This window comes from Sphingomonas limnosediminicola (assembly GCF_039537965.1).
GTDB classification, from domain to species: Bacteria; Pseudomonadota; Alphaproteobacteria; order Sphingomonadales; family Sphingomonadaceae; genus Sphingomicrobium; species Sphingomicrobium limnosediminicola.
Genome location: NZ_BAABBM010000001.1, coordinates 2,084,721 through 2,109,997 on the forward strand (window position 1 = coordinate 2,084,721; position 25,277 = coordinate 2,109,997).

General features: G+C 65.3%; 27 protein-coding genes. 12 read left to right on the forward strand and 15 right to left on the reverse strand.

Annotated elements, in window-relative coordinates:
• Window positions 1-16 precede the first annotated feature (16 nt).
• Together ABD704_RS10605 and ABD704_RS10610 are read left to right on the forward strand one after the other, a co-directional pair.
• On the forward strand, window positions 17-2,713 hold the full coding sequence (locus ABD704_RS10605; RefSeq protein ID WP_344699650.1) for an ATP-dependent DNA helicase: 2,697 nt from the start codon (window positions 17-19) through the stop codon (window positions 2,711-2,713).
• A complete protein-coding gene (locus ABD704_RS10610) occupies window positions 2,710-3,225 on the forward strand; it encodes a SixA phosphatase family protein (RefSeq protein ID WP_344699651.1) in 516 nt (171 codons plus the stop codon). The genes ABD704_RS10605 and ABD704_RS10610 overlap by 4 nt, the downstream gene beginning before the upstream one ends.
• Here the strand turns inward: ABD704_RS10610 and ABD704_RS10615 are convergent.
• From ABD704_RS10615 to rpmF, 5 genes are all read right to left on the reverse strand, one after another.
• Complete coding sequence (locus tag ABD704_RS10615; protein WP_344699652.1) at window positions 3,222-3,653, reverse strand: MerR family transcriptional regulator; 432 nt, start codon at window positions 3,651-3,653, stop codon at window positions 3,222-3,224. The two genes, ABD704_RS10610 and ABD704_RS10615, sit on opposite strands and share 4 nt — an antisense overlap.
• A gap of 8 nt (window positions 3,654-3,661) precedes the next feature.
• The gene (locus ABD704_RS10620) at window positions 3,662-3,991 is read right to left on the reverse strand and encodes an integration host factor subunit alpha (RefSeq protein WP_344699653.1); all 330 of its coding nucleotides are present in this window, start codon (window positions 3,989-3,991) and stop codon (window positions 3,662-3,664) included.
• 106 nt (window positions 3,992-4,097) lie between these two features.
• On the reverse strand, window positions 4,098-5,057 hold the full coding sequence (locus ABD704_RS10625) for a beta-ketoacyl-ACP synthase III (protein WP_344699654.1): 960 nt from the start codon (window positions 5,055-5,057) through the stop codon (window positions 4,098-4,100).
• Window positions 5,054-6,106, reverse strand: a complete 1,053-nt coding sequence (gene plsX / locus ABD704_RS10630; RefSeq protein ID WP_344699655.1) for a phosphate acyltransferase PlsX — start codon at window positions 6,104-6,106, stop codon at window positions 5,054-5,056. Before plsX ends, ABD704_RS10625 begins: the two co-directional genes overlap by 4 nt.
• A 17-nt stretch (window positions 6,107-6,123) precedes the next feature.
• Complete coding sequence (rpmF, locus tag ABD704_RS10635) at window positions 6,124-6,303, reverse strand: 50S ribosomal protein L32 (protein ID WP_344699656.1); 180 nt, start codon at window positions 6,301-6,303, stop codon at window positions 6,124-6,126.
• A 181-nt stretch (window positions 6,304-6,484) separates the two neighbouring features.
• Between rpmF and ABD704_RS10640 the strand changes: the two genes are divergently transcribed.
• Entirely contained in the window at window positions 6,485-6,877 is a 393-nt protein-coding gene (locus tag ABD704_RS10640) for an MAPEG family protein (RefSeq protein WP_344699657.1), read from the forward strand.
• Here the strand turns inward: ABD704_RS10640 and ABD704_RS10645 are convergent, their stop codons facing one another.
• Together ABD704_RS10645 and ABD704_RS10650 are read right to left on the reverse strand one after the other, a co-directional pair.
• Window positions 6,878-7,540, reverse strand: coding sequence for an MBL fold metallo-hydrolase (locus tag ABD704_RS10645; protein ID WP_344699658.1), 663 nt, complete (start codon window positions 7,538-7,540; stop codon window positions 6,878-6,880).
• Window positions 7,537-8,799, reverse strand: a complete 1,263-nt coding sequence (locus ABD704_RS10650) for a dipeptidase (RefSeq protein WP_344699659.1) — start codon at window positions 8,797-8,799, stop codon at window positions 7,537-7,539. The genes ABD704_RS10645 and ABD704_RS10650 overlap by 4 nt, the downstream gene beginning before the upstream one ends.
• An 82-nt stretch (window positions 8,800-8,881) precedes the next feature.
• On the opposite strand from ABD704_RS10650, the gene ABD704_RS10655 reads away from it, so the two are divergent.
• Complete coding sequence (locus ABD704_RS10655) at window positions 8,882-9,115, forward strand: aminotransferase class IV (protein WP_344699660.1); 234 nt, start codon at window positions 8,882-8,884, stop codon at window positions 9,113-9,115.
• Here the strand turns inward: ABD704_RS10655 and pdeM are convergent.
• On the reverse strand, window positions 9,112-9,774 hold the full coding sequence (pdeM, locus tag ABD704_RS10660; RefSeq protein WP_344699661.1) for a ligase-associated DNA damage response endonuclease PdeM: 663 nt from the start codon (window positions 9,772-9,774) through the stop codon (window positions 9,112-9,114). The genes ABD704_RS10655 and pdeM overlap by 4 nt on opposite strands.
• A 39-nt stretch (window positions 9,775-9,813) precedes the next feature.
• Window positions 9,814-10,155, reverse strand: coding sequence for a DNA-directed RNA polymerase subunit omega (gene rpoZ, locus ABD704_RS10665; RefSeq protein ID WP_344699662.1), 342 nt, complete (start codon window positions 10,153-10,155; stop codon window positions 9,814-9,816).
• Between the two features lie 147 nt (window positions 10,156-10,302).
• Between rpoZ and ABD704_RS10670 the strand changes: the two genes are divergently transcribed.
• Both ABD704_RS10670 and ABD704_RS10675 read left to right on the forward strand, forming a co-directional pair.
• Window positions 10,303-11,325 (forward strand): aldo/keto reductase, encoded by a 1,023-nt coding sequence (locus ABD704_RS10670; RefSeq protein WP_344699663.1) that lies wholly within the window; start codon window positions 10,303-10,305, stop codon window positions 11,323-11,325.
• An 86-nt stretch (window positions 11,326-11,411) separates the two neighbouring features.
• Complete coding sequence (locus ABD704_RS10675) at window positions 11,412-12,581, forward strand: phospholipase D-like domain-containing protein (protein ID WP_344699664.1); 1,170 nt, start codon at window positions 11,412-11,414, stop codon at window positions 12,579-12,581.
• Here the strand turns inward: ABD704_RS10675 and ABD704_RS10680 are convergent.
• Window positions 12,578-13,219 (reverse strand): class I SAM-dependent methyltransferase, encoded by a 642-nt coding sequence (locus tag ABD704_RS10680; protein ID WP_344699665.1) that lies wholly within the window; start codon window positions 13,217-13,219, stop codon window positions 12,578-12,580. The genes ABD704_RS10675 and ABD704_RS10680 overlap by 4 nt on opposite strands.
• Before the next feature lie 168 nt (window positions 13,220-13,387).
• Here ABD704_RS10680 and ABD704_RS10685 point away from each other — a divergent pair, with 168 nt between their 5' ends.
• Window positions 13,388-14,683: an MFS transporter gene (locus ABD704_RS10685; protein ID WP_344699666.1), complete on the forward strand. Its 1,296-nt coding sequence runs from the start codon at window positions 13,388-13,390 to the stop codon at window positions 14,681-14,683.
• Here the strand turns inward: ABD704_RS10685 and ABD704_RS10690 are convergent.
• The 3 genes from ABD704_RS10690 to ABD704_RS10700 form a co-directional block, all read right to left on the reverse strand.
• Complete coding sequence (locus ABD704_RS10690) at window positions 14,680-16,992, reverse strand: CDC48 family AAA ATPase (RefSeq protein WP_344699667.1); 2,313 nt, start codon at window positions 16,990-16,992, stop codon at window positions 14,680-14,682. The genes ABD704_RS10685 and ABD704_RS10690 overlap by 4 nt on opposite strands.
• Before the next feature lie 67 nt (window positions 16,993-17,059).
• Window positions 17,060-17,815: an SDR family NAD(P)-dependent oxidoreductase gene (locus ABD704_RS10695; RefSeq protein ID WP_344699668.1), complete on the reverse strand. Its 756-nt coding sequence runs from the start codon at window positions 17,813-17,815 to the stop codon at window positions 17,060-17,062.
• On the reverse strand, window positions 17,812-18,279 hold the full coding sequence (locus ABD704_RS10700; protein ID WP_344699669.1) for a peptidylprolyl isomerase: 468 nt from the start codon (window positions 18,277-18,279) through the stop codon (window positions 17,812-17,814). The genes ABD704_RS10695 and ABD704_RS10700 overlap by 4 nt, the downstream gene beginning before the upstream one ends.
• Before the next feature lie 190 nt (window positions 18,280-18,469).
• Between ABD704_RS10700 and mgtE the strand changes: the two genes are divergently transcribed.
• Genes mgtE through ABD704_RS10715 form a run of 3 tightly spaced genes read left to right on the forward strand, consistent with a single transcriptional unit; the run spans window position 18,470 to window position 20,982 of the window.
• Window positions 18,470-19,822, forward strand: a complete 1,353-nt coding sequence (gene mgtE, locus ABD704_RS10705) for a magnesium transporter (protein ID WP_344700537.1) — start codon at window positions 18,470-18,472, stop codon at window positions 19,820-19,822.
• Between the two features lie 39 nt (window positions 19,823-19,861).
• The gene (locus ABD704_RS10710; RefSeq protein WP_344699670.1) at window positions 19,862-20,263 is read left to right on the forward strand and encodes a DUF1489 family protein; all 402 of its coding nucleotides are present in this window, start codon (window positions 19,862-19,864) and stop codon (window positions 20,261-20,263) included.
• A gap of 50 nt (window positions 20,264-20,313) precedes the next feature.
• Window positions 20,314-20,982: a CADD family putative folate metabolism protein gene (locus ABD704_RS10715; RefSeq protein WP_344699671.1), complete on the forward strand. Its 669-nt coding sequence runs from the start codon at window positions 20,314-20,316 to the stop codon at window positions 20,980-20,982.
• On the opposite strand, the gene ABD704_RS10720 is transcribed toward ABD704_RS10715, so the two are convergent.
• Both ABD704_RS10720 and ABD704_RS10725 read right to left on the reverse strand, forming a co-directional pair.
• Entirely contained in the window at window positions 20,976-21,680 is a 705-nt protein-coding gene (locus ABD704_RS10720; RefSeq protein WP_344699672.1) for a GIN domain-containing protein, read from the reverse strand. The genes ABD704_RS10715 and ABD704_RS10720 overlap by 7 nt on opposite strands.
• A 34-nt stretch (window positions 21,681-21,714) precedes the next feature.
• The gene (locus ABD704_RS10725) at window positions 21,715-22,449 is read right to left on the reverse strand and encodes a head GIN domain-containing protein (RefSeq protein WP_344699673.1); all 735 of its coding nucleotides are present in this window, start codon (window positions 22,447-22,449) and stop codon (window positions 21,715-21,717) included.
• Between the two features lie 221 nt (window positions 22,450-22,670).
• Here ABD704_RS10725 and ABD704_RS10730 point away from each other — a divergent pair, with 221 nt between their 5' ends.
• Both ABD704_RS10730 and ABD704_RS10735 read left to right on the forward strand, forming a co-directional pair.
• Window positions 22,671-24,092, forward strand: coding sequence for an MBOAT family O-acyltransferase (locus ABD704_RS10730; protein ID WP_344699674.1), 1,422 nt, complete (start codon window positions 22,671-22,673; stop codon window positions 24,090-24,092).
• Complete coding sequence (locus ABD704_RS10735; RefSeq protein ID WP_344699675.1) at window positions 24,067-25,269, forward strand: hypothetical protein; 1,203 nt, start codon at window positions 24,067-24,069, stop codon at window positions 25,267-25,269. Before ABD704_RS10730 ends, ABD704_RS10735 begins: the two co-directional genes overlap by 26 nt.
• The last annotated feature ends 8 nt before the right edge of the window (window positions 25,270-25,277 follow it).

Genomic DNA, 25,277 nt, shown 5'->3' on the forward strand with positions numbered 1-25,277 from the left:
TGTACAAGCATTGTCCATGACGCGCCTCCTTCCCGCACTTCACGCGACCCATGCCGGCATCTGGCTGGCGGACGGCAGCGGCGAGGTGCGCGAGGCGAGCCGGGGCGAGGCGATCGCGCGAGCGGCGGAGACGCCGCACATCATCCTCAACGCGCCGCTGGTGGGTCAGCGGCTCGGCTATCCGGAGCTATCCGGTCTCGACCTGCTGGAGCTGTTTGCGTTCATTCACCCGGCGCGGTTTGCGGTTCCGACGGCGTCGGGACTGAGCCGGACGCTGGGGCTGGAGCCGCCGAAAAGCGAAACGGATGCGGCTGCGAAGCTCTCGGAAATTGCAGAATGCCTGTTCGAAACGCTCGCCGATCCGACGTGGGAGCAGCGCGAGGGCGCCTGGACGTCGAACGCGACTCTGCACCGGCTCGGCTGGGGCTGGGCGCCGCTGATCGGCGCCCGGCTCGAACGGCCTGAACGCGGTGAGCGAATGCTGTTCGCCCGGCTCAAGCAATGGGAGGAAGCCGCCGAGCGTCCGCCGCCCCGGCATGTGACGCTTCGGCCGGGCGAAGCCCGCGAGAAGCTCGACCGGCTGACCGGCCGCGCGGAGTCTCGCGAAGGGCAGCGGGCAATGACCGAGGCGGTGGCGGGCGTGTTCGCGCCCAAGCGGATGAAGGACGCGCCTAACCTCCTGCTCGCCGAGGCGGGGACGGGGATCGGCAAGACGCTCGCCTACCTGGCGCCCGCGTCATTGTGGGCGGAACAGTCGGGCGGCACGGCCTGGGTTTCGACGTTCACCAAGGCGCTGCAGCGGCAGCTCGACGCCGAGGGGCCGAAGATCATCGCCGATCCGGCGGAGCGCGCGCGGCGAATCGTCGTCCGCAAGGGGCGAGAGAACTACCTTTGCCTGCTCAATCTGGAAGATGCGCTTCAGGGCGCGTTCGCCGGGCGCGCGGCGGTGCTCGCGCAGCTCGTCGGGCGCTGGGCGGCTTATAGCAAGGACGGCGACATGGTCGGTGGCGACCTGCCGGGCTGGCTGCCGAGCCTGTTCCGGCGGGCGGGCGCGGCCGCGCTGACCGACCGGCGCGGCGAGTGCGTCTATGCCGGATGCCCGCATTATCGCCGCTGTTTCATCGAGAAGGCGGAACGGGCGAGTCGCGAGGCGGACATCGTCATCGCCAATCACGCGCTGGTGATGGTCAATGCTGCCCGCGCTCGCGAGGGCGCGCCGGGACGCATCCTGTTCGATGAGGGACATCACCTGTTCGACGCTGCGGATTCGACCTTCGCGGTGACGTTCGGCGGGCAGGAGGCGATCGAGCTTCGGCGCTGGATCGTCGGCCCGGAAAGCCGGTCGCGCGGGCGGCGGCGCGGGCTGGCGGCGCGGCTGATGGACGTCGCTTCGTACGACGAAGAAGGTGCGTTGGCGCTCGATGCGGCGGTGGAGGCGGCGAAGGCGCTGGCGTCCGACGGTTGGCTGCAGCGGCTGGCCGAGGGCGCGCCGTTCGGCCAGATCGAAGCGCTGCTCGCCGAGGTTCGCGGCATGGTCTACGCCCGGGCCAAGGCGCAGGAGGCGGGCTACGGTCTCGAGACCGAGCTGGCCGAGCCCGACGGGGCCCTGGTGTCGGCGGCGGCGGGCGCGGCCGAGGTGCTCGAAAGCTTGAACAAGCCGCTCGCCGCTTTGTCCCGTCGATTGGAAGCCGTGATCGAAGATGCGCCGGACTGGCTCGATTCCCAGGCGCGTGCGCGGGTCGAAGGCGCGATCAACGGCCTGTCATGGCGGCGTGAATTGCTGTCGGCTTGGATTGCATTGCTGGCGCGCATCGGCGGTGAGGCCGATCCGGAATTCGTCGACTGGCTGGCGGTCGATCGTGTCGACGGGCGCGAATATGACATCGCCATTCATCGCCGTTGGCTCGACCCGACCAAGCCGCTCGCGCGTGCGGTGCTGGCGCCGGCTGACGGGGTGCTGGTGACGTCGGCGACGCTGCGGGGTGGCGAGGGTTGGCCAGCCGCCGAAGCACGAACAGGTGCGCTTCACTTGCCCGCGGCGGCGACGCATTTCGAGGCGAAAAGCCCGTTCGATTATGCGGCCTGTTCGGAAGTGCTGATCGTCACCGATGTGAAGCAGGGCGACATCGCCGCGCTGTCGGGCGCCTATGCGCGTTTGATCGAAGCGTCGGGTGGCGGGACGCTCGGGCTGTTCACGGCGATCCAGCGTCTGAAAGCCGTGCACGCGCGGATCGCCGATCGGTTGGCGCGCGAGGGGTTGCCGTTGCTCGCCCAGCATGTGGATCCGATCGACGCGGGAACGTTGGTCGACATCTTCCGCGACGATCCGCGTGCCTCATTGCTCGGCACGGATGCGCTGCGCGACGGCGTCGACGTGCCGGGCGAATCGCTGCGGCTGGTGGTGATGGAGCGCGTGCCCTGGCCGCGGCCGACCGTGCTCCACGCAGCGCGGCGAATGGCCGGCGGCGGAAGTGCTTATGACGATCGGGCCGTCCGCGCGCGTCTGGCGCAGGCCTTCGGGCGCCTGATTCGGCGTCAGGGTGATTGCGGGCTGTTCGTAGTCCTGTCGGCGGCAGTGCCGTCGCGACTGCTGACTGCGTTCCCGCCGGGTGTCGCGGTCAACCGCATGTCGCTGGATGTGGCGATCGCGCGCGTGCAGCTAAGGCTCAGCGGCGAGATGCTCCGCCGGCCGATCGAAGAGATCGTCGAATGAAGCGACTGACGCTGCTGCGCCACGCCAAGTCGAGCTGGGATGAGCCCGACGCCGACGACTTCGACCGCCCGCTCAACGATCGCGGCTGGAAGGCCGCGCGGCGGATGGGGAAAGCGCTCAAGCACCGCAAGATCCATTTCGATGTCGCGATTGCGAGCACGGCGGCCCGGGTGCGCGAGACGCTGGACGGACTCGAAGAGACATATGGGGATTTTCTGTTTCCGGTCCATTTCGACCAGCGCGTGTATTTGGCGAGCAGCGATGAATTGCTTAGAATCGTTCGCGCACTTCCGGCGGACGCGGAGCGCGCCTTGATTGTCGGCCACAATCCAGGGCTCGAACGGCTCGCGATCACGCTCACAGCGGATGACGACGATTTGCGCCACAAAGTCGAAGAGGGACTGCCGACGGCGGCGTTGGTCGAAATTGAGCTGCCCGTCGATCAATGGATCGAAGTCGGACCGGGTGACGGGACGGTCGAGGAGCTGATCCTGCCCCGCGAGCTCGATTAGTCGTCGAGCGCCTCGGCGAGGCGGTTGCGCAGGGCGATCAGGCGGAAGACGTCGACGCCGACCGCCTCCACGCTCTTGGTGACCGGCGCCATCACCGGCTCGCGCGCTTCCGGCTGCTCGTCGGGTTCGCGCGGCGGAATCGGAATTCCACCACTCACGGGCAATTCACTGGGCATGCCACCACGCTCCCGCAACAACTTCTGGACGCCGCGGACGGTGTAGCCTTCCTCATTGAGCAAGCGGTTAATGCGCCGCGCCAGATCGACGTCGGCGGGGCGGTAATATCGGCGGTTGCCCGCGCGCTGCATCGGTTTCAGCTGCGGAAACTTGGTTTCCCAATAGCGCAGGATGTGCTGGGCGACGCCCAGCTCATGCGACAATTCGCCGATGGTCTTGAGGGCGCCCGGTGCCTTTTCGACCGTCGCCACGACTGTTGTTACCGGGCGATCCGGTCGCGCATGATCTGGCTGGCGCGGAAGGTCATCACGCGGCGCGGCGCGATCGGCACTTCAATGCCGGTCTTCGGGTTGCGGCCCACGCGCTCACCCTTGTCGCGCAGGATGAAGGTACCGAATCCGGAGATCTTTACGTTTGCGCCGTCAGCGAGCGAATGGCACATGTGATGGAGAACGCGCTCCACCAGGCTCGCGCTTTCGGCGCGTGACAGTCCCAGCTTGCGATGAACGACGTCGGCCAGATCGGCGCGCGTCAGAGTGCTCCCCGAATCTGCTTCGTTATTGATCCGCGCGATCCCGAGATCGGCCATGATTTCTCTCCCGCCCTTTGATGCGACGCGCCCCCACGTCGATTCACTATCGTAACAAAATTGCAAAGCGTCGGCAATTCGACAATCTGCGAATTCTTGAACTTTTTCAATATCTGAGCGCTGCAGCGCCCCAAGTAAAGCCACCACCCATCGCTTCAAGGACGACAAGGTCCCCGCGCTGGATTCGCCCGTCGCGAACCGCCGTGTCGAATGCAAGCGGAACCGATGCCGCCGACGTATTTGCATGCTCGTCGACGGTGACGACGACCTTCTCCGCCGGAAGCCCGAGCTTGCGCGCAGTCGCGTCCAGGATCCGAGCATTCGCTTGGTGCGGAACGACCCAGTCGACGTCGGCCGAGCTGAGACCCGCGGCGGCAAGAACTTCGTTGAGCACGTCGGCGAGATTGACCACGGCGTGGCGAAACACCTCGCGGCCCTTCATGCGCAGCTTGCCGACCGTGCCGGTGGTCGAGGGACCGCCGTCGACAAACAACAAATCGTTGTGGCGGCCGTCGGCGTGGAGTTTCGTGGCGAGGATGCCGCCCTCGGTTTCCTCGGCGCTAAGCACGAGCGCGCCGGCGCCATCGCCGAACAGCACGCAAGTCGTACGGTCTTCCCAGTCGAGGATGCGGCTGAACGTTTCCGCGCCGATCACCAGCGCCTTCTTGGCATTGCCCGAGCGAAGCATCGAATCGGCGACGGACAGCGCGTAGAGGAAGCCGGTGCACACGGCGTGCACGTCGAAAGCGATGCAATCGTTGATGCCGAGCGCGGCCTGTACCTTCGTCGCCGACGACGGAAAGGTCTGGTCGGGGGTCGCGGTAGCAAGAACGATCAGCTCGATGTCGGTGGCGTCGACGCCGGCATGCTCGAGCGCCTTGCGCGCCGCCGCGGTTGCAAGTGTCGCGGTCGTCTCGCCCTCGCCGGCAACGTAGCGGCTGCGAATTCCGGTGCGCTCCACAATCCACTGGTCGGAGGTGTCGACGCGCTGTGCCAGCTCATCGTTCGTCACCCTCTTCTTCGGCAGCGCACTGCCAACGCCGACCACAACGGAATGCAAACTCACTGGGCGGCCTCATTGGCGAAAGCGTGGGCGCGGAAATCGTCGAGGTCGTCTCCGATCTTCCTGAGAATGTCGTTGCGGACCATGCCGCAGGCGACGCCGATCGCGTTGGCGACACCCTTGGGATTGGCGCCGCCGTGGCTCTTCACCACCAGGCCGTTGAGGCCGAGGAAGACTGCGCCATTATGGTTGTTCGGGTCGAGGTGATGCTTCAGAAGGTTGAGCGCCGGCTTTGACAGCGCGAAGCCCGCCTTCGACCGAAGCGAGCTTTTGAACGCGCGGCGCAGCAAGTCCGTGACGAAGCGCGCTGTGCCTTCGGCAGTCTTCAACGCGATGTTGCCGGAGAATCCATCTGTGACCACGACGTCAAGTTCGCCGCGCGACAGCTGGTCGCCTTCGGTGAAGCCGTTGAAGCGGAACGGCAGATAGTCGGTCGCCTCGCGTAGCAGCGCGGCGGCTTCCTTCAGCTCGTCGGTGCCCTTCAGTTCCTCGGTGCCGATGTTGAGCAGCTTCACGCGCGGCTTGGAGATCGAGAGCACGGTGCGGGCGTAGGCGGCGCCCATGACAGCGAACTGGACGAGGTTCTGCGCGTCACACTCGGTGTTGGCGCCGAGGTCGAGCATGACGCAATCCTGCTCGCCTAGCGTCGGCAGCAGGGCGGCAAGGGCGGGACGGTCGATGCCAGGCATGGTCCGCAGCGCGAGTTTCGCCATGGCCATCAGCGCGCCGGTGTTACCGCCGGAAACGGCCGCGTCGGCTTTCTCTTCCTTCACCGCGTTGATCGCCATGCCCATCGACGTGGTGCGGGCGCGGCGAATCGCCTGGCTCGGCTTCTCGCTGGCGTCGATCGATTCGGGTGAATGTACGATCGTCACCGCACCTTTGAGGTTCTGGTGACGCGCAACCTCGGCGCCGACGATCTGCTCGTCGCCATAGAAGAGGAACTGGAGCGTGCTGTCCCGCCGGAACGCTCGCGCGGCGCCCGCGACCATGGCCGCGGGCCCGCTGTCGCCGCCCATGGCGTCGATCGCGATTCTTGGCCCTGAGCTCATCTGGGCCTCGTCTGAACTTAGGCCTCGGGCGAGGTGATTTCGCGGCCGTTATAGTGGCCGCAAGCCGCGCACAGATTGTGCGGAAGCTTCAGTTCGCCGCAGTTCGGGCATTCCTGGAACGCGGTGGGCTTCAGCGCATGATGGCTGCGGCGCATATTCCGCTTGGAGGGCGACGTTTTTCTCTTGGGGACAGCCATTGCGGCACCTTTGAAAGCAAATGTTTGAGTTCAATAAAAATTGCGACGATCTCCGCCCTATCCTGGCGGGTTTAACCCCGCGGCGGCGGCTGGATCGTCGCGAACCGCGGCTCCTATAGCGAATAAGGGCCGCGTTGCAAGGGCGTGGCGCCGGTGCGAGGAGGGGGCGGGGAGGCCATCGATGACACAATTACCGGTTACGCTGTCCAGCGCAGCGGCCTGCGCTTTGCTCAACATTTGGCTCGGGTCCCGCATCTCGCGTCTTCGCGGCCAGTTCAAGGTCAGCGTCGGCGATGGCGGCAATGACCTGCTTTTGCGGCGGATGCGCGCGCAGGCCAATTTCATCGAGAATGCGCCGTTCGTCCTCATCCTGCTTGCCGGGATCGAGCTGTGGGGCGGCAACCGGCTAGCGCTCCAGGCGATCGCGGCGATCTTCATCATGGCGCGGATTGCGCATCCGATCGGGATGGACGGACCCCAGTTCCGGCGCTGGCGGATGGTCGGCATGATGGGTAGCGCCTTGGTCACGGTGGCGCTCGCCGGTTGGGCGATCGCCCTGATCGCGGGTTATTGATCAGGCGGCGGAGACGGCCGCATCGCCGACGAAGGGATTGGTCGCGCGCTCGTGGCCGAAGGTCGACATCGGGCCGTGACCGGGCACGAAGGCGGTTTCATCGCCCATCGGCCACAGCCGCTCAGTGATCGAGCGAATCAGCTGCTGCTGATCGCCGCGCTCGAAGTCCCAACGCCCGACCGAGCCCTTGAACAGCACGTCGCCGACTAGCGCGAGGTTCGATTCGGGATGATGAAAGACGACGTGGCCTGGCGTGTGGCCGGGGCAATGGCGGACATCGAAAGTCAGCTCGCCGAGCGTCACCTGGTCGCCGTCCTTGAGCCAGCGGCTCGGCTCGAACGGGCGGCCGGTGATGCCGTACTTCGCCCCGTCGCTGCCGAGCCGGTCTATCCAGAAACGGTCTTCCTCGTGCGGCCCTTCAATCGGGACCCCAAGCTCCTCGGCGAAGATGCCCGCGCTGCCGCAATGGTCGATATGGCCGTGGGTCAGCAGGATCTTCTCGATCGTGACGCCCGCCTGCTCTGCCGCTGCCTTCAACCGAGGGAGATCGCCGCCGGGATCGCAAAAAGCGCCCCGCATCGTCGCGGTGCACCACAGCAGGGTACAATTCTGCTGCAGCGGGGTGACGGGAAGGATCGCCGCGCGGAGGGGCGCCTCGCTCATTTGGCGGTATCGACGTTCGACAGGATCGGCGGCTCGTTCTTCATCGAAGCCGACACGGCTTCGGCGCGACGCAGGACGCGCAGGACATTCCCGCCGGCGAGCTTGGCGAGATTCTGATCGCTCCAGCCGCGGCGGATCAGCTCGGCGAACAGCATTGGATAGTCTTCGACGCCGGTGAGATCGGTCGGCGTCGCATCAATGCCGTCCATGTCGCCGCCAATGCCGACATGATCGTAGCCCGCGATCTTGACCACATGCTCGATATGGTCGGCCACCGTCTTTACCGTGACCGGCGGCGCGGGATGCGCGGCATCCCAGACTTTCAGGTCGGCTTCGACATCGGCCTTGCTCGCGCGATGGATCGCCTTCAGCCGCGCCTCCTCGCCGCTCCGTTCCGCGCTCCATTTCCAATTGTCGTCGGAGATGAAGCCGGGCACGAAATTGACCATCACCACGCCGCCGTTTGCCGGCAGGAGGGCGAGGACGTCGTCGGGCACGTTGCGCGGGTGGCCGACCAGGCCGCGCGTGGAGGAGTGAGAGAAGATCACCGGCGCGCGGCTTGCGGCGATCGCATCCTTCATCGTGTCGGCCGATACGTGGCTGAGATCGACCAGCATGCCGAGCCGGTTCATCTCGTGAACCACCTGCTCGCCGAATGGGCTGAGCCCGCCATATTTCGGTTCGTCAGTGGCGCTGTCGGCCCACTCGGTCGTCTGGTTGTGGGTCAGCGTCATGTAGCGCGCGCCAAGCCGGTAGAATTGGCGCAGCGCGGCGAGCGATCCGCCGATCTGCCGGCCGCCCTCGATGCCGATCAACGAAGCGATCTTGCCGCTCTTGTGGATGCGGACGATGTCGTCGGCAGTCGACGCGCGTTCGAGGTCGTTCGGATAGGCGCGGATCATGCGGTCGACGATGTCGATCTGCTCGATCGTTTCGCGGATCGCGGCGTCGCCGGTGATCGTCCCGTCGATATAGACCGACCAGAATTGCCCGCCGACGCGGCCCTCATGGAGGCGCGCCATGTCGGTCATCAAAGGATGTGGCTGGCGCTGATCGGTGCCGCTTGCGAGGCTGTCGGTGTTGCGCTTGTAATTCTCGGCGAGCTGCTCGGCGATGTCATTGTGCCCGTCGATCAGCGGCGTCGCCTTGAGGATCCGGTCGATGCGCGCCTTGACCTTCGGGTCGATCTGCTGGGCAGCAGCAGTGGTCGAATAAGCCAGGGTGGTGGCGGCGAGCAGGAGGGCGGCTTTGGTTATCATGGTCCGTGCTTAGGAACAGCGGCATGGCTGCGCAATCGCGAGGGGACTTGTGCTCTGTCTCGGAGCCGACGAAGAAAGAGCGATGCGCGACCTTGAAGAGACGATGCGGTTCGATCCTGAAGAAGGGATCGCCAATCTCGATGACCATCTCGACCGGCTCAAGAAAGCCGCTGACGAGGGCGGCTTCAAGTTTGACCGCCATGCGGCGCGCAATGAGCTGCAGGCCGCCACGTTCGGCAAGCGCCGGCCGGCAATCGCTCGGTTGTTGCTTTCGCCGACCGGCGCGATGGCGATCGAGGTAAGGGCGGAAGACTAAGCCGCGAGCGGAAAGCGCAGCAGGCGGTCGGAAACCGGTACGAGCGCCGCGGCGTTGGCGCCGACGCTGCCGAGGATTTCGGGGTGATGGGCGTCGAGGCCGCCCGTTAGCGACCCGAACGCTGGAAAGATGATTTTCGAGGCGGACACGACGAAGCAACGGCGCGAGACGCGGCGGCCTTTGACCTGCAGCCTCAGCTTGGGGTGATAGTGCCCGGACATTTCCGGGCGCGGGTCGTCGCGGACGGCCTCGTGGCGAAGGACGATGCCGGCGATTTCGACCTCGTCGGCGAGACTGCCACCGCAATGGTCCGCAAACCCCGGGTCGTGGTTGCCGACGATCCACGTCCAATCGAGACGCGACGTCAGCGATTGCAGCAGCTCTCGCGCGGATTGCGGCAAGCGGTCGCAACCGAATCGGTCGTGGAAGCTGTCGCCGAGGCAATAGAGCCGGGTCGCGCCGGTTTCTTCGACCGCAGCGTTCAACGCAACTAGAGTCGCGTGCGAATCATAAGGCGGAAGGAATTGTCCGAAGCGCGCGAACCAGCTCGCCTTTTCAAGGTGCAGGTCGGCGACCAGCAGCGCTTGCTGGGCAGGCCAGAAGAGCGCGCCGCCAGTGGTCGCGAAGAATGTTTCGCCTGCGAACGAAAAGGGAACCATGCGGCCGGTCTAACTGCCGGCCGAGGTTCAATCTAGAGGTTATTCGTAGTCGCCGCCCGATGGTGTCGGACGCGGCGGCGCAGCGGCCGTCAGGCGGAGCGCCTCGGCGGCTTCGCTGATCGACGCCAGCTCTTCCGTCTCGTCCTCTTCGTCGACGCGAACCTTCTGCAGGTTGGTGACGATATTCTCCTCGAGCTCCTTGGGACGCACGGTTTCTTCCGCGATCTCGCGCAGCGCGACGACCGGGTTCTTGTCGCGATCGCGATCAATGGTGAGGTCGGCGCCGCCCGAAATCTGGCGCGCGCGCTGGGCCGCGACCAGGACGAGATCGAACCTGTTCGGAACCTTGTCTACGCAATCTTCAACCGTAACGCGCGCCATCAGTCGCTCCGCAAAGCTATTCCAAAGCAGGAATATGGGATTTCAGGAAGACGGCGCCAATAGCTTGGCGGGCCTTTGAAAGTCAACATTTTCAGGAAGCGGAGCGATAGCCCCGGCCGTTCGTTACGGGTCCAGCGGAGGAACATGATGCAAAAGCGCGAACTCGGACGGAGCGGCCTTCAAGTCTCGGCCATCGGGCTTGGCTGCATGGGTATCAGCTTCGGCTATGCTGACATGCTATCGAAGGAAGACGGTGTCGCCTTGATCCGTGCCGCCTTCGACCGCGGCGTCACATTCTTCGACACGGCTGAAGTTTATGGTCCGTTCGAGAATGAAAAGGTGGTTGGCGAGGCGCTTGCCCCGTTCCGCGACCGGGTCCTGATCGCGACCAAGTTCGGCTTCGACATCGATCCCTCGACCGGCGAAAACCGCGGCGGCATGACTAGCCGCCCGGACCGCATCCGGCAGGCGGTCGAAGGCTCGCTCGTGCGCTTGGGGGTGGAGAGTATCGACTTGCTCTACCAGCATCGCGTCGATCCCAGCGTACCGATCGAGGATGTCGCGGGCGCAGTCCGCGACCTCATTTCACAGGGGAAGGTCAAGCATTTCGGCCTGTCCGAGCCTGGCGTGCAGACCCTTCGCCGCGCCCATGCCGTTCAGCCCGTCACTGCCGTCCAAAACGAATATTCCCTTTGGTGGCGGGCGCCAGAAACGAACGGCATTCTCGACGCGTGCGACGAACTCGGTATTGGCTTTGTGCCTTACAGCCCGCTCGGAAAGGGCTTTCTGACGGGCGCGATGAACAAGGACACGAAGGTGCCGGATGGCGACTTCCGTGCGAGCGTCCCGCGCTTCCAGCCCGAAGCGATGGCGAAGAACCAGGCGTTCGTGGACCTGTTGAGGCGCGTCGCCAGCGAAAAGCAGTCGACACCCGCGCAGATCGCCCTTGCCTGGCTGCTTGCCCAGCGGCCCTACGTCGTGCCGATCCCGGGCACGACCAAACTTCACCGGCTCGAGGAGAATATCGGCGCGGCGAACGTGCAGCTTTCCGATGCGGACCTGCGGGAAATCAATGAAGGCGCGTCGCAAATCGAGCCGGAAGGCGATCGTTACGCACCGGCCCAGATGGCGATGGTGGGCCGCGAGGCCCCGGAAAAAGCGGACGCCTGAGCTTGGCACGGGACGTCGCCGCCCCTGAAGTTCCAGCGCGGGACGCCGCCTTGCAGCCCGCTTCGCATCGCGCCACACCCGCAGCGATGCCGGATCACGCTGCAGAGGTGACGACGCCCGCGATCACCGCGGAAATCGAGGGCAATCGGCTGGAGCTGATCGAAAGCGGCGAAGCGCGGCTTTGCGCGATCCTCGATCTCATTGCCAGAGCCGAGGAAAGCCTCAAGATTCTCTTCTACATGTTCAACCCGGACCCGGTGGGTGAGCGGGTCCGTGACGCGCTGGTGACGGCGGCGCAGCGCGGTGTCGAGGTAAAGCTGCTGATCGACGGCTTCGGATCGGCCGCGCCGCCCGACTTCTTCGCATCGCTCAACGAATTTGGTGGGGAGCATTGCGTGTTCAACGCGAGCTACGGCCGCTCGTACCTGCTGCGCAATCACCAAAAGCTTGCGATCGCCGACGACAAGGTGGCGCTGATCGGCGGCGCGAATATCGACGAGACCTACCTGACCGACCAGGGATCGAAGCGCTGGCGCGACCTGTGGCTGAAGATCGAAGGGCCGGAGGTGAAGCCCGCCAGCCGCTATTTCGATTCGCTGTTCCGCTGGTCGATGCGCAAGCATTCGAAGACGCGTTCGCTGCGTCGGATGGTCGCCGAATATAGCGAGTGGCGCGGCCTGCTACAGTGGAAGTTCACCGGGCCGTTGAGCATGCGCAACAGCTGGTGGCGGACGATCGGGCGCGACATTCGGCGCGGCAAGCAGCTCGACATGATCTTCGCCTATTTCGCGCCGCCGGGCGCGATGTTGCGGCGAATCGGCCGGCTCGGCCGGCGCGGTAAAGCGCGGATCATCACGGCGGCCAAGTCGGACAATAATGCGACGATCGCGGCGGCGCGGCACAGCTACAGCCGGCTGCTCCGACGGCATGTGCAGATGTACGAATATCAGGTCGCCAAGCTGCACACCAAGCTCGCGATCGTCGACGACGTGGTGCACATCGGCTCGTCGAACTTCGACTACCGCAGTCTCTACATCAATTGCGAGATCATGCTTCGCATCAAGGATGCGGGCTTCGCCGACCAGATGCGGAAATATTTCGAGGGCGAGCTCGAGGACAGCCGCTGGATCTCACCCTACGTCCACAAGCAGCGCGCGAGCCTGTGGCGCCGGCTGAAGTGGGCAGCCTCTCACTATCTGGTCAACATCATGGACTATACGGTGACGCGCCGGCTCAATTTCCGGCCGGAAGCTTAGCCTTCGGGTTCGCCCTTGTAGGCCCAGAACAGCGTCGCCGGCGGCACGTTGATCCATTCGAAGCCGCGCTTGATCGGCTCGAAATGCGGCTCGATGAAATCGCGCACCTTCGGGCTGAACTGGTAGACTAGGAACGCCCCGCCCGGACGAATGACCGTCGAGGTGGCCTCGGCGATCGCGTCGCCAATGCCCGGCGGAAGGGTCGAGAAGGGCAGGCCCGAAAGGACGTAATCCGCCGCGCCGAGGCTGCGGTCGGCAAGGATCTTCTCGACGTCGGCCGCCGAACCCGTGACCGGAATCAGGCGCGGATCGTCGATCGATTCCTTGAGATAGCCGGTGAAGTCCGGGTTGGTATCGATGGTCACCAGCTTCGCGTCGGGCCCGAGCCGTTCGAGGATCGGCCGCGTGAAGGTGCCGACGCCCGGACCATATTCGACGAACAGCTTCGTCGTCTCCCAGTCGACGGGGCCAAGCATCTTGTCGATCAATACGCGGCTCGACGGAATGATGGAGCCGACCATCACCGGATTCTTGATGAAGCCGCGCAGGAACTGCCAGCGCGGGCTTGCCGAACGGCGGTCGTGACGGTGCTGAAGGCGGCGCGGACTTTTCATGGTACGCGCGGATGAGGGAGGCATTGGAACTCCGTCTGGGGCGGACAAGGCCGCGAGCGTTGGCAGTTGCCGCGCCAATTGGCAAGATTCCAACGACGATTGTTGACGTCCGGCGCGGCCGTGTCCGCGAACTGCGCGAATATTGCGACGAAGAGGTTTCGTTCGGATTGCACGCGTCCTAAGCCATCCATCGTGGCTTCTCTTGCAAGCAACCGCAGCGTCGGCTCCACTGCGCTGACGACGACCCATTTCCTGTTGCTCTACGCGGCGATGCTCGTCGCCGCGGCGGGCAATACGGCGCTGCAATCCGTGATGCCGGCAATCGGGCGCGAGATCGGGATCGCCGATTTCTGGGTCGCCATCGCCTACACCTGGTCGGCGGTGCTGTGGGTTGCGCTCGCGCCTTACTGGGCTGAGAAGAGCGACCATCACGGGCGCAAGACGCTGGCGGTGATGGGCGTCAGCGGATTCATCGCCTCGATGCTGCTGTGCGGGCTGGCGTTGTTCGCCGGGCTCTACGGGTGGATCGGCGGCGCTATCACTTTTGGGCTCTTCGCGATCTTCCGATCGATCTACGGCGGGTTGGGATGCGCGACCCCCTCGGCGACGCAGGCCTATCTGGCGTCGAAGACGCGGCGGAGCGGACGAGTCGCGGCGCTTTCGGCGCTGTCGTCGTCGTTCGGGCTCGGTACGATCATCGGCCCGGCGGTCGCACCCTTGTTCGTGGTGCCTGTGCTTGGCCTCGCGGGACCGCTATTCGCCTTCGCGCTAATCGCGATCGGGGTGGTGACGTCGATCGCGCTTTGGCTACCCAACGACCGCGCCGGACGACGCGCGGGGCACGGCGCGGCGATGAGCTATCCGTCGCTTGCAACGACACCGACGGGCGCCAGCGTGGTCGCCGCCACCGCGCCGCATCGGGCCAGGCGGCTCAAGTGGAACGACCCGCGAATTAAGCCGTGGATCGTCGCCGGCATCACTGCAGGCCATGCTCAGGCTGCGACGCTGACCTGCCTCGGTTTCTTCATCATCGACCGGCTGAACCTGACGCCGTCGGGATCGGAAGGGCCGATCTCGATCGTGATGATGGCGGGCGCGGTGGCGACATTGGGCGCGCAATGGGGGCTTATCCCACGGCTTGGGCTCAGCCCGCGGCGGCTGATCCTGTGGGGCGCGCTGATTGCGGCGACGGGCCTCATCTGGACCACGGTGTCGCACGATCTTTACGGAATCACGATCGGGTTCGCGCTGGCGTCGCTCGGCTTCGGCTTCACGCGACCGGGGTTCACGGCGGGCGCGTCGCTTGCCGTACCGCTGGCGGAGCAGGGCGCGGTGGCCGGCGTGATCACGTCCGCCAACGGCATCAGCTACGTGCTGGCGCCGACGCTCGGCATCAGTCTCTATGGCGTGCAGCACGAACTGCCGTTCGCAGCCTTTGCGCTGGTCCTCGCGGCGCTCACCGTGTTCGGGCGAAGGCGGCTCGGCTAGTCTTCCTTGCCGCCCGCTTTCGGGCGCAACATGCCGGGCAGCACGAAGCCAATGCCACCTAGCGGCCGCGTCGCCTCGCTCTTCAGCGTCTCCTGGATTCGCTGATATTCCTCGAGCATATCCAGCGTCACCGACGCACGCGTCTCGCCGAGAGCGGTTTCGAAGTCGGCCATCGACACCTTGCCCGTGTCGAGCCCACGACGAAGCGCCGTCAGGCCCGCGCGGCGCACAAGGTCTTCAAGGTCCGCGCCGGTGAACCGGTCGGTGCGCTGCGCCAGCTTTTCGAGATCGACGTCGTCCGCGAGCGGCATCTTGCGGGTGTGGATCGCAAGGATGCGACGGCGCCCCGCAGTGTCCGGCGTGCCGACATAGATCAGTTCGTCGAAGCGGCCCGGACGGAGCAGCGCCGGGTCGATCAGCGTCGGCCGGTTGGTCGCGCCGATGACGACGACGTTCTGCAACTCCTCGAGGCCATCCATCTCGGACAGGATCGTATTGACGACTCGCTCGGTGACCTGCGGCTCGCCGAGACCGCCGCCACGCGCGGGCACGAGGCTGTCGAGTTCGTCGATGAAGATGATCGTCGGCGCGACCTGGCGCGCGCGGCTGAACAGTCGGGCGATCTGCTGCTCGCTCTCGCCATACCATTTGCTGAGCAGGTCCGACGACTTGGTGGCGATGAAATTGGCTTGGCTCTCGCGCGCGGCCGCCTTGGCCAGAAGCGTCTTGCCAGTGCCCGGCGGGCCATAGAGCAGGAAGCCCTTTGCCGGGCGGATGCCGAGCCGGCGGAACGCTTCGGGATGCTTGAGCGGAAGCTCGACGCCTTCGCGCAAGCGGCCGCTGGCTTCGTCGAGCCCGCCGATGTCGTCCCAGCGGATCGTCGGCGCTTCAACCATCACTTCACGCATCGCCGAGGGCTGCACGCGCTTCAGCGCATTTTCGAAATCGCGAAGCTCGACCGACAGCGCATCGAGCACCTCGGTCGGGATCGTGTCCTCGGCAAGGTTGAGCTGCGGCATGATGCGGCGCACGGCTTCAAGCGCCGCCTCGCGGGTCAGTGCGGCAAGGTCGGCGCCGACAAAGCCGTAGGTCCGCCGCGCGAGGTCGTCGAGATTGACGTCCGAACCGAGCGGCATGCCGCGCGTGTGAATGCCGAGGACCTCGCGGCGGCCGGGCTCGTCGGGAACGCCGACGACGATTTCGCGGTCGAAGCGGCCGGGGCGGCGAAGCGCTTCGTCGATAGCTTCGGGGCGATTGGTGGCCGCGATGACGACCGTGTTCTGGCGCGGCTCCATGCCGTCGAGTAGCGTCAGCAGCTGTGCGACCAGCCTCTTCTCGGCTTCGCCGGTGACCTGGCTGCGCTTGGGCGCGATCGAATCGATCTCGTCGATGAAGATGATCGACGGCGCGGATTCGTGCGCCTGTTCGAACACCTCACGGAGGCGCCGTTCGCTCTCGCCATAGGCCGATCCCATGATCTCCGGGCCGGCGATGTGGAAGAACTTCGCAGCGCTCTCGTTGGCCACCGCGCGCGCCAGCAAGGTCTTGCCGGTGCCGGGCGGGCCGTGGAGCAGCACGCCCTTGGGCGGGTCGACGCCGAGGCGCTGGAACAGCTCTGGATGGCGGAGCGGAAGCTCGACCATTTCGCGCAATGCATCGATCGTGTCGCGCATGCCGCCGAGGTCGTCGTAAGTGACGTCCGCGCGCCGCTCGCCGCCGCTGGCGTCATATTCCGGCAGCAGCTCGACGGTCGTCTTGGCGTCAATGTGAACGATGCCCTTCGGCACGGTCTGCGCGACGACGAGCCGCAATTCCTGCAGTGCGAAGGCGGGTGCATTCAGCATCTGCCGAATGTTGTCCGGCATGTCGGCATTGATCCGCTGGTGGCCGGTGGTGGCGACCGTATCGCCCTCGACGAGGGGACGACCGGAAAAGGTGCGCTTCAACGCGTCGGACGAACCTTGCAGCCGCACGTTCGGCTGCGCGGGCGCGAAGACGACGCGCGTCGCGACCTTCGATTCCGATTTGCGCACTTCGACGAAGTCGCCCGAACCGACGCCGGCATTGGCTCGCTGAAGGCCGTCGAGCCGGATAATGTCGATGCCTTCATCTTCGCCGTACGGTCGGATGGCCCGCGCGACGGTCGTGCGGCGGCCGATAATCTCGATGACGTCGCCTTCGCTTAGCCCAAACTCGTCCATCAAATTATCGGGCAGGCGCGCAAAGCCGCGGCCGCTGTCGGCCGGCGGGAGGCTCGCGACCTGGACCTTGCGCGACGTCACGCGATCGATCGTGTCGGTGTCAGGCATTCTTGCTCCTACCCCGCTGCATGCGCGCACCTAACGGCGATGCGCGTGCGGCGGTTCAATATCCCGATCAATATTTGATTGCTCCGGCAATTTTGCGAACGACCGAGCGTGGGACAAAACGCGTGCTCGCCGCGCCGACCTTGTTGACGAGGCCGGTGACGACCACGGCCTTGTTCTTGTCGAGCCCGTTGAGGCCCGCTTTGACGACCGGGCCGGCTTCCATTGCGACGCGATCGAACACGCCGTTGCCGCCAAAACCGGCGACATCGCCGAATTCGGTGCGCGTCGGTCCGGGGCAAAGGCAAGTGACGCTGATGCCGTGGGGCTTCAGCTCCTCGTGCAGCGCTTCGCTCAGCGACAGTACGAAGGACTTGGTCGCGAAATAGACGGCCATCTTCGGCCCTGGCTGAAAGGCGGCGGTCGAGGCGACATTGATGATGCCACCTGACTTGCGCTTGATCATGCCCGGCGCGACCGCGCGGCAGAGGTCGGCGAGCGCGCCGACATTGAGGTCGATCATCTGCCGCTCACGCTTGGCGTCGAGCTCCGCAAACGCGCCGATGAGGCCGAAGCCCGCGTTGTTGACGAGCAGGTCGACCTGCTCGCCCGCCGCCTCGACGTCGGCCATCAGCTTTGCCGCTGCGTTCGCCTTCGACAGGTCGATCGCGACCGCGCGCGCATTGCCGAGCTCCTTCGCAAGCTCATCGAGCCGATCCTTCCGGCGCGCCACGAGCACCAGCCGGTGCCCGCGCTTGGAAAGCTGGCGGGCGAACTCGACGCCCAGACCCGCCGACGCGCCAGTGATCAGCGCGACTTTCTTCACGCACCGGCTTTCGAAACGGTCGCCTTGACGATCTTGCCGGGCTCGCGCGGCGGCTCGCCGACCGGCAGCGCGTCGACATATTCCATGCCGCTCTCGACCTCGCCCCACACCGTGTACTGCCGGTCGAGGAAGGGCGAATCCTCGGTCACGATGAAGAACTGGCTGTTGGCGCTGTCCGGGTTCTGCGAGCGCGCCATCGAGGCGACGCCGCGCTTGTGCGACTCGGCCGAGAATTCCGCCTTGAGGTTTGGCAGGTCCGACCCGTGATAGCCGGTGCCGGTCGGGTCGCCGCCCTGCGCCATGAAGCCGGGGATGACGCGGTGAAACACGACGCCGTCGTAGAAACCCTTGTTCGCCAGCTCGGTAATCCGCTCGACGTGGCCAGGCGCCAGGTCCGGGCGAAGCTTGATGACGACATCGCCGCCGGAGGAGAGGTTGAGCGTAAGACGGTCGCCGTCGGCCATGACAATGAACTCCAAGTGAAAGGTACGAAAGACGGCGATTTAGGAGCCGTCGGGTGGTTGCGCCAGAGCGGCAGCGCCCATAGGAGGGCCGCACGGGGTTTAATCGAGGGAGCACATCGTGAGCGAGAGCGATCACATCGCCGCCGCGCCCCCTGCTGCGCCCCCGCAGGATTCCACACCCAATGAGGTGATGGACGAAGAGACCCGGCTGCGTCCCGAATTCGTCAACAAGGTGCTGGACGCGGTCGAGGCAGGCGATGACGAGACTGCGCGGCAGCTCGTCCAGCCGCTCCACCCCGCAGACGTCGCCGACCTGATCGAGCTTGCCCGCGCTGACGAGCGCGAAGGGCTGGTGAAGGCGCTCGCCGGCATCGTCAGCCCGGACGTGCTCGCGGAATTGAACGACTACGTCCGCGAAGACCTGCTCGACGAGCTGGAGCCGCAGCAGGTCGCGGACATCGCCGGGCAGCTCGATACCGACGACGCCGTCGCGCTGATCGAGGACCTCGGTCGCGACGAGCAGCAGGCGGTGCTCGAGCGGATGGAGCCGGACGATCGCGCCGCGGTCGAAGAGGCGCTCAGCTATCCGGAGGAATCCGCCGGCCGCCTCATGCAGCGCGACCTGTGCGCGGTGCCGGAACATTGGAACGTCGGCCAGGTCATCGACTATCTACGCTCGACCAAGGATTTGCCCGACGACTTCTGGGAAGTGTTCGTCGTCAATCCCAGCCATCACCCGGTCGGCACCTGCAAGCTGTCGCTGATCCTGCGCATGCCGCGCAAGACGCTCGTCAGCGACATTATGCAGCGCGAGCAGACCTTGATCCCGGTCGACATGGACCAGGAAGACGTCGGTCTTCGCTTCCAGAAATATGCGCTCGTGTCGGCCGCCGTGGTCGACGAGAATGGCCGCATTGTCGGCATGATCACGGTCGACGACATCGTCCACATCATCCAGCAGGAAGCGGGCGAGGACATCACCCTGCTTTCGGGCGCGGGCGAAGGCGACATCAACGAACCCATCCAGATGACCGTGCGCACGCGCGTCGTGTGGCTGGTGATCAACCTCGGCGCGACGATTTGCTCCGCATCGGTGGTCGGGGCCTTTCAGGGCGAAATCCGGCGCTATGCGATTCTCGCCGCGCTGATGCCGATCGTCTCGGCGCTCGGCGGCAATGCGGGCACGCAGACGCTTGCCGTCGTCGTTCGGGCGCTGGCCACCAACCAGCTAACGAGCGCCAACACGGCGTGGATGCTGTTCCGCGAATTCCGGATCGCCATCGCCAACGGCATCGCGCTCGGCATCGTCGGCGCGCTCGGCAGCTTCATGGTGCTTCACGACCTCAAGCTTTCGCTCGTGTTCGCAATGGCGCTGGTGATCAACAGCCTGGTCGCAGGCCTCGTCGGCGTGCTTGTCCCGCTGACGCTCGACAAGGCGCGAATCGACCCAGCGGTGTCGTCGGCAGTTTTCGTCACGACCATGACCGACGTCATGGGCTTCTTCAGCTTCCTCGGTTTGGCGGCCCTGATCCTGACGCGCTAAGCGCTTGAAACACCTGTTGTTTGCGACCAGATCGCGAGCGTGCCCAAGCTCCACATGACCAAGGTCGCGTTCGCTTGCCGCGACCTCGAAATGCTGCAGCAGCGGATCGCCGGCCGCGCGATCGGCGGCGAGGTGCGCGTCGTCACCCGAATGCGCCCGAAGCGCGCCGCGGAATTGGTCGGCGGCTCACTCTACTGGATCGTCAAGCACCGGCTGATCGCATGCCAGGAGATCCTGCGATTCGACGATCGCAGCGACGGGCGAATCGATATCGTCTGTACCGACGAACTGGTCACCGTCGCGCCAATGCCGCGCCGCGCGCACCAAGGCTGGCGATACCTCGAGGAAGGTGACGCGCCCTCGTCGGACGACGACGGCAGCGGCCTCGGAATGCTTCCCCCGCGCCTATATGGACGGCTCGCCGCACTCGCTCTGGTATAGTCGCCAAGCCGACGCTATCCGGCCATCAGCAACCGGACAGGGAGGTCATGATGAGCACTTCGACACGTATCGATATCAAAGTCGCTGAGCGCGCGATGCTCAAGCATCCCTTCTACCAGGCATGGACCGAAGGCCGCCTCAGCCTCGAAGATCTCCGCGCCTACGCCCGCCAGTATTTCCACCATGTCGAAGCCTTCCCGCAGGCCGTCAGCGCCGTGCACAGCGCCTGCCCCGACCGCGAGGGCCGCCGCATGCTTGCCGAAAATCTCGCCGAAGAAGAGGGCATCGAAAGGGGCAAGCAGGACCACGCGACCTTGTGGCTGATGTTCGCTTGCGGCCTTGGCGAAGACGCCGGCGCCGTGCGCGACCAGCAACTGAACGCCGAGACACAGGACCTGATCGACACGTTCCGCAACCTGTCGCGCCGTTCCTATGCGTCGGGCCTCGGCGCGCTCTACGCCTATGAAAGCCAGTTTCCAGGCGTCGCCAGCGCGAAGATCGAGGGCCTCATGGACCGCTACGGCATCGTCGATGAGGAGACGCTCCGCTTCTTCCGCGTCCACGAGAGCGCCGATGTCGAGCACAGTGCGGTGTGCCGCGAGCTGCTCGATCGCTTCGGCGAGGACGAGCGTGAGGAAGCCGTCGCGGCTGCCGAAGAGCTGGCCGGTGCGCTGTGGAACTTCCTGTCGGGCGTGGAGGCCCGCGTCTCAGTTCACTGAGATGATTTGCATCCGCTGACGCTGGTCGATCCGCTCACCCGAACGGTGCAGGCGGGGCGGCCTGTCAGCACGATGGTGCCCGGCCCGGAACCGTCGATCTTCGCCGAATTGGTGACGACGGCCTTGATCGTCGCCGCGCCCTCAGCGCCGAACGTCGCATCCTTCGAAGTAAGCGCGGTCGCATCGAGCGAGGACATCCCACGAATGACCGCCGTGATTTTCGCAGCGCGGCCGGCAAGCGACGCATTGGCGGTGCCGCCGATCGACACGTTGAGCTGATCGACGTCGACCTGCGCGATCGTCGTCGATCCCGATCCTTGGACGGACAGGTCGAAGGTCAGCCCCTTGACCTTGTTGATGTCGAGCGCGCCCGACCCGTTCAGCCAGGCGGAGACCAGGTCGTGCGTGCCGATCTCGATCGCGATCGGTCCGGGGTCGCCGCCCGGATAACCGCCCCATGTTGAACGGTTGGGATGCACGATGAGCGTGCTGCCCTGGGTTTCGATGGAGACGCGGTCGAGCGCGGCGGTGCTGCTGCCGGTTGCCTTCGCTGAGACGGGAACGCCGACGGTCAGCTTGATGCGATAAGGGCCTTCGACGCGGATCTTGTCGAAGCTGCTGACGCCGAAGTTGCGGGTCGCGGCGCCGGCGGGCGAAGCCGCGGCGGCGAGCGAAGCGAGGATGAGAAAGGTGCGCATGGACGCACCTTCCACCATCATGGTTAAGCGGTCTTTAAGAGCAGCGGACGTTGCCCGATCCGGCCTTGTGAATGCTGCACTTCGCGCCGCCAGCGATGTCGACGTCGCCAGATCCCATGATGCTGACGTCGGCCGTTCCGCTCGAATGGGCGCGAACGCTGCCGGAACCGGCGATCGAAACCTTCGCCTGCTGCGACTGGACGGCGCCGGCGTCGATGTCGCCCGACCCGGCGATGTCATAGTCGGCACTCTGCGCCTTGCCCGCGCTGGCCTTGATTCCGCCCGATCCCGCGATGGCGAGCTTCGCCGTCTGCACGTCAAGCGCGCCAACGTTGAGCCCGCCCGATCCCGCGACGGTTCCTTCGAAACGATCGCCCTGGACCTTGTCGACCCTGATGTCGCCGGATCCGGCGATCGTCGCGCCATTGAGCTTCGGCACGGTGACGACGAAGTGCGCCTTGCCGTTCGAGCTCCACCCCATGTGGAACCAGCCCTTTTCCTTTTCGGGATGGATGACGAGCTTGTCGCCCTTCACCTCGACGATCGTCTTCTCGAGGAGCTTCTGCGAGCCGCGCGCGGAGACGCTGGGGTTCGAACCGGTGCGGACCTCGACGTCATAAGGCCCAGCGACCTCGATCTGCTGGAAATTCGCGACCTGGTAGTTGCGCGAAGTGTCGGGACCGGCGTCGTCGCTATCGCCATGGGTCCGGCCACATGCGGACGTCGCGGCGGAAGCGGCGATCACGGCGGCGGTAATGGTCTTGCGCATGCGATTCTCCATAACGCTGTGTTACGTGCACAATACACTTGGCGCGTCGCGGCTGCAAGCGCAATCTCCTGGCCAACGCTTTCGCTCCACTTGCCGGAACAGCGTAAGCGTGAGAGTGTCGCACCGCCGCGCCGCAGCAGTCTCGCGGGGCTAGCGCGTACGCCTCTCGGGGAAGGCTGTCGCATGATCAACGGGGCTGGATCTGCCCGGGCGCGCGCCCGGTGATTTTCAATTCGCTGACGTTCCTGGTCTTCTTCGCGGCAGTCATGGCGCTGCACTATGCGCCATTCTTCTCGTGGCATCAGAAGAAGATCAATCTCCTGCTGGCGTCGTATCTCTTCTACGCGGCCTGGAACCCGCCATTCGTGATCCTGCTGTGGATCTCGACCGTGGTCGATTGGTGGGCGGCGCAATGGATGGTTCGCGCCAAGCGCGAGCACACGCGCAAGCTATGGATGCTGATCAGCGTCGTCGTGAATCTCGGGATGCTCGGCTATTTCAAATATGGCGGGTTCCTGCTCGACAATTTCGTCGACCTCGCTGCGGCCGTCGGCGTCGTCTACCACCCGCCCGGATGGGACATCATCCTTCCCGTCGGGATCAGCTTCTACACCTTCGCCACTTTGTCCTACACGCTCGACGTCTATCTTCGGCGGTCGAAGCCGGCGGGCAGCTTCCTCAACTACGCCTTGTTCGTGACTTTCTTCCCGCACCTCGTTGCCGGCCCGATCATGCGGCCGACCGAACTGGTGCCGCAGTTCGAGCAGCCGCGGCAGGCAAGGCTCAACCAGATCTTCTTCGGCCTGGCCTTGCTGACGCTCGGGCTGTTCCAGAAAGTGGTTCTGGCCGATGGTTTCCTCGCGCCGGTGGTGGAGGCGGTCTATGACGCGCCCGGCAAGATGCCCGGCATGCTTGACAGCTGGGTCGCGACCCTTGCTTTCGCCGGACAGATTTTCTGCGACTTCGCCGGCTATTCGACGTCGGCGATCGGGGTGGCGCTCTGCCTCGGTTTCGCCATGCCCGACAACTTCCGCTTCCCCTATGGCGCGGTAGGCTTCTCCGATTTCTGGCGCCGATGGCACATCACCCTGTCGAGCTGGCTGCGCGATTATCTTTACATACCGCTGGGCGGGAACCGGCACGGACAGGCGCGGACCTATGCGGCGCTCATGGGGACGATGCTCCTCGGCGGCCTGTGGCACGGCGCCAACTGGACGTTCGTCGTTTGGGGCGGCCTGCATGGGCTTTACCTGTCCTGTGAGCGTTGGCTTCGATCCCGGTTCAAGGGCTTCACGCCCGGGCGGGCGGCAACGCTGGGCCTCGCGCTGCTGACCTTCGCACTCATCAACATCACCTGGGTCTTCTTCCGTGCGAAAACCTTCACCGACGCCGGCGTGGTGCTGAAAGGCATAGCGGGCATGCAGGCCAAGCCCGACCCGCTGATCGCAGCAGGGCCGATGATCCTCGCAATCCTGATCGTGTCGGCCATCTTCGGCACCCATCTCGCGATGCGTAACACGACGCTTGAGGCGGTGATCGAACGAACTCCGTCGGTCGCAATCGCCGGCATTTGGTCGGTGCTTCTTTTCGCAGTGATCGTGGAGCAGGGGCAAGGCAGTGCCTTCATCTATTTCGCATTCTAAGGCGCGCGACGCCGAAGTCCGGGGTGTACGCGAAGGCGCGCTTCCTGCCGGGCTCAGGCAGACGGCATCCCACCGTCCGGGCCAGGCGCAGCCGGTGCCGACGCGCGACATCCCGCTTCGCCCGTGGGTGAAAATGGGCGTGTTCGCGTTCGCTGCGACGACCCTGATGACCGCGGCGTGGGAATGGAATGCGCGGACCAACATCGGACTTCGCGCCGGCGATATCGACGACAGCCCGCAGGCATGGGCCGAGGCGCGACGGGCCGCCAGTTCCGCCGAGGTCGCCATCGTCGGCGACAGCCGCATCCTGTTCGACACCGACCTCGACCGCTTCGAGAAGATGACAGGCGTTCGTCCCGTCCAGGCGGCGATCGTCGGCACGAACGGCAGGGCGCTGCTGGAAAATTTCGCCAATGACGCGAAGTTCAAGGGACTGCTGATCGTCGGGATGGCCGACACGAGCTACTTCCGCCCTCAGGGTGTCGGCATCGGCGGGCCCTATCTCAAAAGCTTCAACAAGAATGACAAGCCGTCGCAACTGACCGGCCTGTGGCTGGACCGCTGGCTGCAGAACTACCTGGCCTTCATGGACTCGGATTATCGCCTGAGCCGGTGGGCACCGCGCTTCGACAATGGCTGGCGCAAGGGAACGGACAGCCCTTACGACGACGTCTGGAAGATCTCTGAGACGTTCCCCGGCCGGCAGTATTTCATGTGGGATCGGATCGAAACCGATCCCTACCTGCAAGGCCATGCGCGTTACGCCTGGCATGGTTTCAAGCGGCCTCCGCTCCCTCGTGCCGTCGCAGACAAGGTCATCGAACGGAGCGCTGAAGCCGTGCGGCGAATCCGCGCGCGCGGTGGCGACGTGATCTTCGTCCGCCCGCCCTCGGCGCCCGCGCTGCGCGTCAACGAGGAAAAGAGCCTTCCGCGCAGCGTCGGCTGGGATCGCCTGCTGGTGGGGGCCAATGCGAAGGGCATCCACGCTGACGATTTGCCGCAAGCGCAGAAGCTCGTGCTTCCGGAATTATCCCACCTCAGCCGCAAGTGCGCAGCCGTCTTTACCGACGCTTATGTCCGCCGACTGGTTGAGCTGACGCCGCGCCTGAAACTGCGCGCCGACGCGCCTCCGCCGCTGGGCCGGACGGACTGCGCGCCGGCTCTCCCGAAGGGGTAGCAGATCGC

Bases quoted from the DNA above. Each gene is read 5' to 3' on its own strand.
- ABD704_RS10645 (WP_344699658.1), bottom strand. From the start codon at position 7,540: ATGAGCGAGGCGCCCCTCCGCGCGGCGATCCTTCCCGTCACCCCGCTG.
- ABD704_RS10640 (WP_344699657.1), top strand. From the start codon at position 6,485: ATGACACAATTACCGGTTACGCTGTCCAGCGCAGCGGCCTGCGCTTTG.
- rpmF (WP_344699656.1), bottom strand. From the start codon at position 6,303: ATGGCTGTCCCCAAGAGAAAAACGTCGCCCTCCAAGCGGAATATGCGC.
- ABD704_RS10725 (WP_344699673.1), bottom strand. From the start codon at position 22,449: ATGCGCAAGACCATTACCGCCGCCGTGATCGCCGCTTCCGCCGCGACG.
- rpoZ (WP_344699662.1), bottom strand. From the start codon at position 10,155: ATGGCGCGCGTTACGGTTGAAGATTGCGTAGACAAGGTTCCGAACAGG.
- ABD704_RS10720 (WP_344699672.1), bottom strand. From the start codon at position 21,680: ATGCGCACCTTTCTCATCCTCGCTTCGCTCGCCGCCGCGGCTTCGCCC.
- pdeM (WP_344699661.1), bottom strand. From the start codon at position 9,774: ATGGTTCCCTTTTCGTTCGCAGGCGAAACATTCTTCGCGACCACTGGC.
- ABD704_RS10655 (WP_344699660.1), top strand. From the start codon at position 8,882: ATGCGCGACCTTGAAGAGACGATGCGGTTCGATCCTGAAGAAGGGATC.
- ABD704_RS10670 (WP_344699663.1), top strand. From the start codon at position 10,303: ATGCAAAAGCGCGAACTCGGACGGAGCGGCCTTCAAGTCTCGGCCATC.
- mgtE (WP_344700537.1), top strand. From the start codon at position 18,470: ATGGACGAAGAGACCCGGCTGCGTCCCGAATTCGTCAACAAGGTGCTG.
- ABD704_RS10605 (WP_344699650.1), top strand. From the start codon at position 17: ATGACGCGCCTCCTTCCCGCACTTCACGCGACCCATGCCGGCATCTGG.
- ABD704_RS10680 (WP_344699665.1), bottom strand. From the start codon at position 13,219: ATGCCTCCCTCATCCGCGCGTACCATGAAAAGTCCGCGCCGCCTTCAG.
- ABD704_RS10650 (WP_344699659.1), bottom strand. From the start codon at position 8,799: ATGATAACCAAAGCCGCCCTCCTGCTCGCCGCCACCACCCTGGCTTAT.
- ABD704_RS10690 (WP_344699667.1), bottom strand. From the start codon at position 16,992: ATGCCTGACACCGACACGATCGATCGCGTGACGTCGCGCAAGGTCCAG.
- ABD704_RS10620 (WP_344699653.1), bottom strand. From the start codon at position 3,991: ATGGCCGATCTCGGGATCGCGCGGATCAATAACGAAGCAGATTCGGGG.
- ABD704_RS10610 (WP_344699651.1), top strand. From the start codon at position 2,710: ATGAAGCGACTGACGCTGCTGCGCCACGCCAAGTCGAGCTGGGATGAG.
- ABD704_RS10700 (WP_344699669.1), bottom strand. From the start codon at position 18,279: ATGGCCGACGGCGACCGTCTTACGCTCAACCTCTCCTCCGGCGGCGAT.
- ABD704_RS10675 (WP_344699664.1), top strand. From the start codon at position 11,412: ATGCCGGATCACGCTGCAGAGGTGACGACGCCCGCGATCACCGCGGAA.
- ABD704_RS10715 (WP_344699671.1), top strand. From the start codon at position 20,314: ATGAGCACTTCGACACGTATCGATATCAAAGTCGCTGAGCGCGCGATG.
- plsX (WP_344699655.1), bottom strand. From the start codon at position 6,106: ATGAGCTCAGGGCCAAGAATCGCGATCGACGCCATGGGCGGCGACAGC.